Annotated in this window: 13 protein-coding genes; 5 read left to right on the plus strand and 8 right to left on the minus strand. The window is 67.2% G+C overall.

The genetic code is table 11. The annotated features are described in order from the left end of the window. Window positions 1-21: 21 nt before the first annotated feature. The 5 genes from C486_RS06560 to C486_RS06580 form a co-directional block, all read right to left on the minus strand. The gene (locus C486_RS06560) at window positions 22-1,359 is read right to left on the minus strand and encodes a glutamate-5-semialdehyde dehydrogenase (protein ID WP_008454411.1); all 1,338 of its coding nucleotides are present in this window, start codon (window positions 1,357-1,359) and stop codon (window positions 22-24) included. Continuing rightward, on the minus strand, window positions 1,356-2,183 hold the full coding sequence (proB, locus tag C486_RS06565; RefSeq protein WP_008454413.1) for a glutamate 5-kinase: 828 nt from the start codon (window positions 2,181-2,183) through the stop codon (window positions 1,356-1,358). The genes C486_RS06560 and proB overlap by 4 nt, the downstream gene beginning before the upstream one ends. Continuing rightward, the gene (proC, locus tag C486_RS06570) at window positions 2,176-2,952 is read right to left on the minus strand and encodes a pyrroline-5-carboxylate reductase (protein ID WP_083866006.1); all 777 of its coding nucleotides are present in this window, start codon (window positions 2,950-2,952) and stop codon (window positions 2,176-2,178) included. Before proC ends, proB begins: the two co-directional genes overlap by 8 nt. A 189-nt stretch (window positions 2,953-3,141) precedes the next feature. Then, a complete protein-coding gene (locus C486_RS06575) occupies window positions 3,142-3,837 on the minus strand; it encodes a TMEM165/GDT1 family protein (RefSeq protein ID WP_008454416.1) in 696 nt (231 codons plus the stop codon). A 185-nt stretch (window positions 3,838-4,022) separates the two neighbouring features. Then, window positions 4,023-5,624, minus strand: coding sequence for a GTPBP1 family GTP-binding protein (locus C486_RS06580; protein WP_008454418.1), 1,602 nt, complete (start codon window positions 5,622-5,624; stop codon window positions 4,023-4,025). A gap of 195 nt (window positions 5,625-5,819) precedes the next feature. Between C486_RS06580 and C486_RS22225 the strand changes: the two genes are divergently transcribed. From C486_RS22225 to C486_RS20885, 3 genes are read left to right on the plus strand one after another with little or no spacing between them, the layout of a single operon-like run. After that, window positions 5,820-5,999: a hypothetical protein gene (locus tag C486_RS22225; RefSeq protein ID WP_049888519.1), complete on the plus strand. Its 180-nt coding sequence runs from the start codon at window positions 5,820-5,822 to the stop codon at window positions 5,997-5,999. A gap of 29 nt (window positions 6,000-6,028) precedes the next feature. After that, window positions 6,029-6,328, plus strand: coding sequence for a hypothetical protein (locus C486_RS06590; RefSeq protein ID WP_008454422.1), 300 nt, complete (start codon window positions 6,029-6,031; stop codon window positions 6,326-6,328). Next, entirely contained in the window at window positions 6,300-6,434 is a 135-nt protein-coding gene (locus C486_RS20885; protein ID WP_152419132.1) for a type II toxin-antitoxin system HicA family toxin, read from the plus strand. Before C486_RS06590 ends, C486_RS20885 begins: the two co-directional genes overlap by 29 nt. Before the next feature lie 62 nt (window positions 6,435-6,496). On the opposite strand, the gene pyrF is transcribed toward C486_RS20885, so the two are convergent. The 3 genes from pyrF to C486_RS06605 form a co-directional block, all read right to left on the minus strand. Beyond that, complete coding sequence (pyrF, locus tag C486_RS06595) at window positions 6,497-7,297, minus strand: orotidine-5'-phosphate decarboxylase (protein ID WP_008454424.1); 801 nt, start codon at window positions 7,295-7,297, stop codon at window positions 6,497-6,499. Window positions 7,298-7,454: 157 nt separating this feature from the next. Further along, on the minus strand, window positions 7,455-7,874 hold the full coding sequence (locus tag C486_RS06600) for a VOC family protein (protein WP_008454428.1): 420 nt from the start codon (window positions 7,872-7,874) through the stop codon (window positions 7,455-7,457). Between the two features lie 149 nt (window positions 7,875-8,023). Then, the gene (locus C486_RS06605) at window positions 8,024-8,824 is read right to left on the minus strand and encodes a class I SAM-dependent methyltransferase (protein ID WP_008454430.1); all 801 of its coding nucleotides are present in this window, start codon (window positions 8,822-8,824) and stop codon (window positions 8,024-8,026) included. A 149-nt stretch (window positions 8,825-8,973) separates the two neighbouring features. Between C486_RS06605 and C486_RS06610 the strand changes: the two genes are divergently transcribed. Together C486_RS06610 and C486_RS06615 are read left to right on the plus strand one after the other, a co-directional pair. Continuing rightward, on the plus strand, window positions 8,974-9,342 hold the full coding sequence (locus tag C486_RS06610; protein ID WP_008454433.1) for a methylglyoxal synthase: 369 nt from the start codon (window positions 8,974-8,976) through the stop codon (window positions 9,340-9,342). Window positions 9,343-9,444: 102 nt separating this feature from the next. After that, window positions 9,445-10,104, plus strand: coding sequence for an HAD family hydrolase (locus tag C486_RS06615; RefSeq protein WP_008454435.1), 660 nt, complete (start codon window positions 9,445-9,447; stop codon window positions 10,102-10,104). The last annotated feature ends 47 nt before the right edge of the window (window positions 10,105-10,151 follow it).

The following is a 10,151-nucleotide window of genomic DNA, read 5'->3' on the forward strand; positions in this document are numbered from 1 at the left end:
AGGTGCCCTCGACGGAACCGATTACTCCTCGGACAGGTGGCCGGGGACCCAATCACCGTCGAACTCGTCGTGGGTGTACGGTCTGGCGTCCTCGCCGGCATAGGTCGCGACGAGGTGCCCGTCGCCTTCGAGATGGTACTTGTACGTCGTCAGTCCCTCGAGTCCGACGGGGCCGCGGGCGTGGATCTTGCCGGTGCTGATGCCGACCTCCGCGCCGAGACCGAACCGGTAGCCGTCGGCGAAGCGGGTCGAGGCGTTGTGGAAGACGCTCGCCGAGTCGATGCTGCGCATGAACGTGCTCGCGCGGTCGGCGTCCTCAGTGACGATCGATTCCGTGTGCTTCGAGCCGTGGGTCGTGACGTGATCGATCGCTGCCTCGAGCGAGTCGACCACCGTGATGGAGACGATCAGATCGCCGTACTCGGTGTCCCAGTCGGCCGCGGTCGCGGCCGCGACATCGACGATCTCGCGGGTGCGTTCGTCACCGCGGACCTCGACGTCGGCGGTCTCGTAGCGGTCGGTGATCGTCGGCAGGAACGCCTCGGCGACGTCCTCGTGGACCAGCAGGGTCTCGACGGCGTTGCAGACCGCGGGGTACTGGACCTTGGCATCGTAGGCGATGTCCTCGGCCATCGAGAGGTCGGCCGCGTCGTCGACGTAGACGTGGCAGATCCCCTCCGTGTGGCCCAGCACGGGGATGCTCGTGTTGTCCTGGATATAGCTGACGAACTCGGAACTCCCCCGCGGCATGAGGAGGTCGATCGACTCGTCCATCTCGAGCAGCGCGTCGACGTCCTCGCGGGCCTCGATGTGCTGGGCCCAGCCGTCCGGGATCCCGGCGTTGGCCGCGGCGTCCTCGATGATCTCGAAGAGGATTCGGTTCGAGTGCAGCGCCTCGCTGCCGCCCTTGAGGATGACCGCGTTCCCCGACTTCAGACCGAGCGCGGCGATCTGGACGAGCGCGTCGGGGCGGGACTCGAAGACCGTTCCGACGACGCCGATCGGGACGGCGACCTTGTAGAGTTCGAGGTCGTCGTCGAGTTCCCTGGCCGAGAGCGTCCGACCCAGCGGGTCGTCCTGTTCGGCGACGCTGCGGACCATCTCGGCGATGTCCTCGATCTTCGATTCGGTGAGTTTCAGCCGGTCGACCAGCGCCTGCGTGTACTCCCCGGCCTCGAGCAGCCGCGTGCCCTCCGCGACGTCCGTCTCGTTCTCAGCGAGGATCTCGTCGGTGCGGGCGTCGATCGCGTCGGCGATGGCGTGGAGCGCTTCGCTCCGGTCCTCGTCTGAGCGCTTCGCGAGTTCGAGGGCCGCGTGCTGTGCCTCCTCGACGTCGGCTTCGATGTCAGTTTCAGTCATCGTTCACCGTTGATGGGGACGAATATGGTCCCCACGGGCTTTGCAGTAGCGATCCGCTCGAGCACGTCGGGATCCGTGGACTTCGCGATGACGGCCGGGATCCCGTGTTCGCTGACATCGCGTGCGCCCTCGACTTTCGTCTGGATGCCGCCGAAGCCGTCGGACGTGGTCTCGCCGATGATCCGCTGGACCTCGTCGTAGTTGGTGCCGACCGCCTCGATGCGCTCGGCGTCGTCGTCTTCCTTCGGGTTGCCCGTGTAGACGCCGCCGACATCGGTCAGCGTGACAAGCAGGTCGGCGTCGACGCCCATGGTCGCCGCAGACGAGAGCATGTCGTTGTCGCCGATCCGGATCTCCGCGGTCGCGACGGCGTCGTTCTCGTTGATGATCGGGACGACGCCCCAGTCCAGCAACGTCTCGACGGTGTTCCGGAGGTTCGTGAACCGTTCGGGGTTCTCGAGGTCGTGCTGCGTGAGCAGGAGTTGGGCCACTTTCCGGTCGTACCGGTCGAAGCTCTCGGTGTAGCGGTGCATGAGGTGACTCTGGCCGACCGTCGAGAGCGCCTGGGACTCCTCGACGGTCCCGCTCGACTGCTCGATCCGGCCCGTCCCCGCGCCGATGGCACCCGACGAGACGAGGATGACGTCCTTGCCCCGCGAGAGGAGGTCCTCGATGTCGTCGACGAGTTTGTCGAGTTTCCCGTCGTCGAGGTTCGAATCGTCATCGGTCAGGGAATTGGTCCCGGCCTTGACGACCACGCGGTCGGCGTCGGCCGCGAGCCGTCGCGCCTCCGTGACGGTCGCCTCCTCGAGTCCCTTACTCATCGTTGAATTCGGCCGCCAGTTCTTCCGACCGTTCTTCGGCCGCCGCCACCGCCTCGGCGACGCTCGCCTTGGCGTCGCTGTCCCAGAGGACGTCCATGCCCTCGATGGTCGTCCCGTTTGGCGAACAGACGGCGTCGATCAAGTCCTCGATGTCTCGGTCCGACCGGAGGACGGTCTCGGCTGCCCCTTTGAACGTCTGTGCGGCCAGCGTCTCGGCGTGGGCTTCGTCGAGGCCGCCCTCGATGCCCGCCTCCGCCATCGCCTGAATGAGATAGAAGACGAAGGCGGGACCGCTCCCGTTGACCGCGGTCGCGATGTCCATCTGGCGCTCGTCGATCTCGGCGAACTCGCCGACGTCGTCGAGCAGCGTCCGCACCTCGTCGGTGATGCCCTCGGCGGTCACGGCCGCCGCCATATCGCGCGTCTCGGCGGCCAGGTTCGGCATGATCCGGACGACGTTCGCATCGGTCCGTGCGTCGACGTAGTCGGTAGAGACGCCCGCAGCGATGGAGAGCAGCGTCTGCTCCGGGGTGAGGTCGAGATCGTCTAGCACTGCGCCGACGATGTCCGGCTTCACCGCGACGACAACCACGTCCGACTCGGCCGCTTCCGAGACGTCCGATGTCGTGCGGTCGACGTAGTCGGCGACCGACTCGAGTGCGTCGGGATCGAGGTCACACGCGATTACCGTATGATTCCCGGCCCGCCAGAGCCCCTTTATCAGGGCGCTCCCCATGTTTCCGCAACCGATAACGCTCGTCTGTACCATCTTGTCTTAGTTCAGGAACCGAGGTGAACATACCAACTTTGGTTTCGATCGGTCCGGCGGCGGCGAGCCGTACGGCCGGGTTGCAGTAGAAACGCGGCGAGGCGTCCCACTGACCGTCGATTCCGCGACCCGGCCCGTCGAGAGAGCGGCGCGAGGCGGACGGACCGCACGGCGATACGCGACGCCTTCTTAGGCAAACCCGAGGATGACGGACGTGATCGCGTCGATGATCGTCTCCCAGACTGAAATGTCCGTCACGATCTGCAACACCGTATCGAGCCCGAAAAAGAGGAACAGCCCCGCGCCGGCGAGGTGGGCGAGTCTGGCATCGAAGCGATGAGAGAACCTGTGGAAGAAATAGGCGTTGACCGCACTCACGGGAATGATCGCGAGCATTTCGCCGGCCCAGATCGCAGGGTGAGCACCGTACTGAATGGCGAGCCCGATCGTGACGAGTTGGGTCTTGTCGCCGAACTCCCCGATAGCCATCAGGGCGAAGATCGGCACGAACCCGCGGAGATACGGCGGCAGGTCGTAGCCGCGGATCGAAACGTCGATCTCCGCGGCCGTCGCCGCACCGCCGTTCGTCACGGCCGGCCGCCGGCTGCCCTCGGGTGCCGATCGAACGAGCAGGACCGCAAAGAGCAGGAACAGCCCCGCCGTGATCGCATCGAGGTAGACCTCTGGGAGGGCGCCTTGAATCGCCGCCCCGAAGACGATTTCGAGGGCCGTCCAGCCGGCGAACGCACTCGCCGCAGCGGCGACCACGATCCGGGGATCGTACCGGGTCGACAGCCCCGCGATGATGAACTGGACCTTCTCGCCGGGAAGCACCGACAGCTGCAGGACGAACGCGGCGACGAAAACCTCGAGCCAGCCAGTCATGCGTAGCAACCGATGATGGAGCGATGTTGGTCAGTGACGCCACCGATCATACTCCGAGTTAGCCCCGTCTAATGTATACGTGTTATGGATCAAATGCTGGCAGACTGCGATCAGCTCGCGAACGAAGCGCAGGCGTGTGGTCCGCTCGGCACCGAAACCGGAGTTGCCCCTGCGACTCCGGGTAGTTACTCCATCGGGGATACGTCGGTGACCGTCCCGACGCCCTTGCTGTGGCCCTCCCGGAAAACGAACTTCTGGCCCTCCTCGACGAGGTACGGACGGAACTTGAACCGGACGGTGCTCGTGCCCGTATCGCCCGGCAGGAGCCGGCCGTCTTCGGGGTAGAAGGCCGCGGCCTCCCCGATCGTCTCGAGGTGAACGACGGGCTCGTACCCCTCGCCGATCCGGGTCGGGTGGTTGAGCACCATGATCTCGGCTTCGAACTCCCGGACAGGGTCGGGGTCGGCATCCCGGGGAAGCAAGACCATGCCGCGCTCGATGGCGCTTTCCTTGATCCCCTTGAGCGCGATGCCGACGATCCGGCCGGCTTGTGCCGTATCGACCCGGTGGTAGTGCATCTCGATCGAGCGGACCTCGACCTCCTGAAAGCGACCGTCGGACATCGGGCCGATCAGGAGTTCGTCGCCGGCCTCGACTTCCCCGGCCATGACGGTGCCGGAGGCGACCGCACCCACGCCGGTCACCGAGTAGCTCCGATCGACGTACATCCGGAACTCGCCGGTATCCTGGGCAGTCTTGGGGAGTCGATCGAACAGTTCGTCCAGCGTCTCCAGGCCCGCCATCGTGATCGCGCTGGTTTCGACGATCGGGACGACCCGTTCGCTGATCTCGTCGACGGCGGCGTTGACGCCGTGACGGCTGACCCGGAGCGGCGACTTGTCGACCTCCCGGAGCAGGCGCTCGACTTCGCGTTCGACCTCCTCGACGCGGTCCTCGTCGACGGTGTCGGTCTTCGTGATCGCGACGATCGTCGGGAGGTCGGTCGCGAGCAACACGCCGAGGTGCTCCCGGGTCGTTCTGGTCGGCCCGTCGTCGGCGGCGACGACCAGCAGTCCGTAGTCGAGTTTCTGGCCGACGAGTCCGCGGATCGTCGTCCGAAGCCACGGCTCGTGGCCGACCGTGTCGACGAAGGAAACGAGTCGGTCGGCCTCCTGAACGACCGCGGCGCGGTCGGCTTTGCGGTTCGGATTCCGAACCCGGACCGGCCCCTCGTCGTCGAAGCCGTAGACGGCGTAGGACAGGTCGGCGGAGAGGCCGCGCTCGACCTCGTGGGGCTGGACATCGAGGAACGCGCGGGTCGCACCGTCCCCGTCGTCGGGTTTGCCCGTCACCAGCGAGCCGACGAGCGTACTCTTCCCGTGGTCGACGTGGCCGGCCGTCCCGACGACGACGTGTTCGTCGTCCGTCTCGAGGACGCCGCCCTCGCGGACCTGTGCGACGCCGACCAGTCCCTCGTTGATCCCCCAGGTCTGGACGTCTTCGATGTGTGCGTCGGCCTCCTCGGCGAGCAGCGAGAGAACGTCCATCGTCTCGGAAAACGTCTCGGGATCGATCCCGGCAAGGCCGCCGTCGTCGGTGACGCCAACCACGTACGTCGCCTCGCCGTCGCCCGAAAGGAGTCGATGTCGGAGTTGCGCGGCCAGGCTCTCCCGCCGTCCACCCTCGAGGTGGACGTCCCGTGACAATCGCTCTTTGAATTCGACGTTGCCACCGTCCTGTTCGCCACGGTCCAGGGCCCGCTCGAGGAGAGCCCGGTCACGGCTCATATCCGCTGGTAGTGGGTCACATGGCAAAAGCCTTCCCGTACATTGACAATATGTGTCATGGGGGTACTACGCGTCGATACGAAACCGGCAGCTCGCCGATGGGACTGGCCGTCGAATCGCGCTCGACGCACCTCGCGTCGGCGGTGAGACACCAATCAGGGACGGTTTCAAGACGCTCGAGGGCCTATGGACGGTATGAGCGTCAGCGGCCTCTGTCAGATTTGTGAATCCCGTCCCGCCACGGACCGGTGTGCCAACTGCGGCACGCTCGTGTGCGAGGTACACTTCACGGAAACGACGGGTCTGTGTGCCGACTGCGCCTCGCAGGCCCAGCCGGGTCCCGGGAACGACGACGTCGAGATCAACCGGTTTTGAGCCGTCGCCCGGCCGACCACACCGCCCCGATGACCACGATCCGTGACCTGCTTGGCGAAGCGCTGGGCGTCGGCGAGACGTATCGCCTCCGCCTCGAGGAGCGCGACGGCGTCCTCGTCGCGGCCCATCCAAACGACTCGAGCCCGATGGACATCGCCGTCGTCGAGGGACTGGACGGACTCGCGGAGCGGCCGCCGCCGGAGCCGGTGACGGTCGAGATCGTCGGTCGGGTCGTCGACGGGCGGATCGCGGGGAGGGTCGTCGAGTCCTGTCCTCGAGCGGACGAAGAGCCACGTCAAACTGAAACCCGTCCACCCCGAGACGGGTGACACGCGCTCCGTCACCGTTCCGCTGCACGGCGAACTCGCGACCGGAACGCTTCGGGGTCTCGCGGATCAGGCCGGGGTGGAGGACTTCCAAGCGTTCCTCGGATGAACGAGTTGATCTGACCGGCGGCCGACGAACCGATTCCCGAGCGCGACGCAGCCGACAGCGTGTTATTCTCGGTACTGATTGAGTCGCTTCTTCAGTCGTTTCGCGGCCTGCCCGCTCGCTCTCGCGAACTCCTCGCCGTCGTCTTCCCCCGCGAAGATAATCCCGCGCGAGGAGTTGACTAACCCGACGCCGTCGGCCAGCCCGTACTCGACTGCCGCCTCGGCGTCGCCACCCTGTGCGCCGATTCCGGGGACGAGGAAGGGCAGCTCCGGCACCTGTTCGCGCAACTCCTCGAGTTCTTCGGGCTGGGTCGCGCCGACGACGAGGCCGACGTTGTCGTTCTCGTTCCAGAGGTCGGCCAGCGCCGCGACCCGCTCGTAGACCGGTTCGCCCGTCTCGAGTTCGAGGTCCTGAATGTCGGCCCCGCCCGGGTTGGAGGTCCGACAGAGGACGAAGACGCCGGCTTCCTCGTTCGCCAGGAACGGCTGGAGCGAGTCCCGGCCCATGTAGGGGTTGACGGTGATCGCGTCGGCGGTTTCGAGCAACTGCGCGTACTGACGGGTCGTGTTCCCGATATCGGCGCGCTTGGCGTCTACTAGGACCGGCACGTCCTTCCCGTGGGCGTACGCGATCGTCTCCTCGAGCGCGGCCCACCCATCGGGGTCCTCGTAGAAGGCCGCGTTCGGCTTGAAGACGGCGGCGTGATCGTGCGTCGCGTCGATGATACGGCGATTGAACGCCCACCGCGGGAGGTCGTGTTCCTGCAGGTGGTCGGGGATGCGCGACGGGTCGGGGTCGAGTCCGACGGAGACGACGCTGTCGACCGTTCGAATGCGGTCGTGCAGTCGGTCGAAGAAGTTCATGGCGGGACTGGCACCGCGACGGTCGAAAAGGTTGCTATCCGCTCGGCCGACCGCACGGGGGTCCCGCCGACGGTCCCGGTCGGCTCGCCGCTGACGGACGAATCGGGGCCGACGGACACCGAGACGGCATCCGCTACCGCCGACGGCTCGAGACGCGTTACGCCTCGAGGACTTCGATCAGGTTCCCCTCGGGATCGCGCAGAAACATGATCGTGGTTCCACTCTCGGTCGTCCGCGGCTCGCTGATCGTCGGCACGTCCTCGGGAAGGCGTTCGGCGAAGGACGTGAGGTCGTCGACCGCGAAGCCGACGTGTGACGCGCCCGGTTGATTGAGCCCCGCCGTCGGGGAGCCCCGCGCTTCGGGGTCGTACTCGACGAGTTCGATCCTGGTCCCGGCCGCCTCGAGATGCGCGAACTCGGCGCTGGCACCGTCGACGGCGACGGCGTCGGCAAAGGCCTCGCCGCCGACGCTGAACCGATCGATGACCGAGAGGTCGAGCACGTCTCGGTAGAACGCGAGCGTCTCCTCGAGATCGGCGACGGTGAGCCCGACGTGGTGTGCGCTGAGAGCCGTCATTACTCCGATGGTACGAGCGCGCCGGAAAAACGCTTCCGTCTGCGTCGCCCGCGATCGGGCGCTGGCGGGCTGGACCGACTCGCAATCGGTGCTCCCGGTCGGAGCGGCGACCGGTTCAGTGGGGACTCTCGAGCGGGTTGCCCGTCCGCTCAGTCGACGACGGCCCGTACCTGGAGATACTCGACGCGGACGGCGTTGTCCCCGAACCAGTCCTCGAGCGCGGCGACGGCGTCCCGGCGGAGCGCGGCCCGCGCGTCGTCGTCGTCCATCCGCCGGAGGACGGGCGAGAGCGGACCGGACTCCTCAGCGAACTCGCGCCAGAAGTGATGGGGCGTGGCGTACCGGAACTCGAGCAGCCGACGCTGGAACGAGCAGTCGGCGACCCCGGCGAACTGCTCGCGGACGAAGTCGGGGTCGCCCCACTCGAGGTGGGACCACGGGTCACTCGGCGAGTCGGCGACGTGATCGGTCAGGACTTCGGTGAGGTCCCCGACGACGCCGGTGGGCGACCACGCGGTGAAACAGACCCGGCCGCCGGGTTTGGTTACGCGGCGAAGCTCCGCCCCGGCGCGGGTCGAATCCGGCGCGAACACGTGGCCGAAGTTCGAGAGGACGACATCGAACGCGTCGTCGGGGACGGGCAGCGTTTCGGCGTCGCCGGCAAGCCAGGTGATGTCGTCGTAGCCCGCGAGGCTCGCGTTTTCGCGGGCGAGGTCGAGCATGTCGTGGGCGAGGTCGAGGCCGACGACCGCCGCGCCCGCTCGGCGGGCAGTCAGCGCGGCATTGCCCGTCCCGCAACCGACATCGAGGACGCGGTTGCCCGGATCGATACCGGCGACGTTGATCAGCCGTGCGATGGCGGGCAGCATGTTCGGGGCCATCGCGGGATAGCGACCGGCCGACCAGACGTGTCTCGCCGATTGCTCCCCGGATTCGGTCGGGTCTGTCATACCCAGTGCTCAGTCGCCGCGGACAAAAATAGGTCGCTGATTCGAACTGCTTTCGGCCGGCATCCGACGCCGGGTTCGAGGGTCCCCGGACCACCCGACTGCGCTTGGGACGGAGCAGCGCTTATCTTCCCCGAGCATGAGGGACGGGTATGACGCGCGTCGCGCTCATCGCCCACGACGAAAAGAAAGCGGACCTCATCGACTTCGCACGGACACACGAGACACAGCTGCGAGCGTACGACCTGATCGCGACCGGGACCACGGGACAGCGGCTGCGAGACGAGACCGACCTCGAGATAGAACGCAAGGAGTCGGGACCGCTCGGCGGCGACCTGATGATCGGGTCCGAGGTCGCGGAGGGGGCTCTCGACGGCGTCGTCTTCCTCCGCGATCCGCTGCGAGCCCAGCCCCACGAGCCCGATATCTCAGCACTGCTCCGGATCTGCGATGTCCACGACACGGCGCTCGCGACCAACCTCGCTTCCGCGGAGTTCCTCATCGAGGGACTGACGGAGTAGTCCCTCGCCGTTGCGTCGCCTGACGGGACCGACACTCCCACGGGCGACGACCGAGCGGGCGGAAGGGATAGCTTCAACCGGCTCGAGCCCCCTGTCATACCCATGCCACGAGCGGTCGTCTTCGATCTCGATTACACGCTCGCCGTCCCGCGACGGGATCGGGCGACCATTCTCGAGGAAGCCACGGCCGCGACGGATGCGCCGTCGTTCACCCGGCAGTCGTACCTCGAGGCCCACCGCCGAAACCTCACCAGCGAGACGCGCGAGCCGATCTTCGCCGATCTGCTCGCGGACAGCGAGAGCGACGCCGACCCGGCCGCCGTCGCGACGGCCTACCGCGAGACGATCGCCGACGCCCTCGAGCCGCTGCCGGACGTCGAAGCGATGCTCGCGGAGTTCCGCGGTGCGTACCGGGTCGGACTGCTCACCAACGGCCCGGTCCGCGCCCAGCGGCACAAACTCGAGACGCTGGGCTGGGAGGACGCCTTCGACGCCGCGCTCGTAACGGGTGAACTCGAGGCCGGCAAACCCGATCCTCGAGCGTTCGCGGCGATTACCGACGCGTTGGGCGTCGCGCCCGGCGACGCGGTCTACGTCGGCGACGAGGTCGAGGCCGACGTACGGGGCGCGACCGAGGCCGGGTTGCGGGCGATTCAAGTGCTGCTCGCGGACGGTCCCGACCCCGATCCCCGCGCCAGCGCCCACGTCGAGCAGGCGGACATCGCGGCGCGGTTGCCGGAGATCGTCGCCACGCTCGACTGACGTGCTAACCGCCACGAACCGGCACGCGCCCCAGCTCGCGAGCCGGC

It is taken from the genome of Natrinema gari JCM 14663 (genome assembly GCF_000337175.1).
GTDB classification, from domain to species: Archaea; Halobacteriota; Halobacteria; order Halobacteriales; family Natrialbaceae; genus Natrinema; species Natrinema gari.

Coding starts and splice junctions, on each gene's coding strand:
- C486_RS22225 (WP_049888519.1), top strand. CDS start 5,820: ATGAGCGTCAGCGGCCTCTGTCAGATTTGTGAATCCCGTCCCGCCACG.
- proC (WP_083866006.1), bottom strand. CDS start 2,952: ATGGTACAGACGAGCGTTATCGGTTGCGGAAACATGGGGAGCGCCCTG.
- C486_RS06580 (WP_008454418.1), bottom strand. CDS start 5,624: ATGAGCCGTGACCGGGCTCTCCTCGAGCGGGCCCTGGACCGTGGCGAA.
- C486_RS06560 (WP_008454411.1), bottom strand. CDS start 1,359: ATGACTGAAACTGACATCGAAGCCGACGTCGAGGAGGCACAGCACGCG.
- C486_RS06615 (WP_008454435.1), top strand. CDS start 9,445: ATGCCACGAGCGGTCGTCTTCGATCTCGATTACACGCTCGCCGTCCCG.
- C486_RS06600 (WP_008454428.1), bottom strand. CDS start 7,874: ATGACGGCTCTCAGCGCACACCACGTCGGGCTCACCGTCGCCGATCTC.
- C486_RS06610 (WP_008454433.1), top strand. CDS start 8,974: ATGACGCGCGTCGCGCTCATCGCCCACGACGAAAAGAAAGCGGACCTC.
- pyrF (WP_008454424.1), bottom strand. CDS start 7,297: ATGAACTTCTTCGACCGACTGCACGACCGCATTCGAACGGTCGACAGC.
- C486_RS06605 (WP_008454430.1), bottom strand. CDS start 8,824: ATGACAGACCCGACCGAATCCGGGGAGCAATCGGCGAGACACGTCTGG.
- C486_RS06590 (WP_008454422.1), top strand. CDS start 6,029: ATGACCACGATCCGTGACCTGCTTGGCGAAGCGCTGGGCGTCGGCGAG.
- C486_RS06575 (WP_008454416.1), bottom strand. CDS start 3,837: ATGACTGGCTGGCTCGAGGTTTTCGTCGCCGCGTTCGTCCTGCAGCTG.
- proB (WP_008454413.1), bottom strand. CDS start 2,183: ATGAGTAAGGGACTCGAGGAGGCGACCGTCACGGAGGCGCGACGGCTC.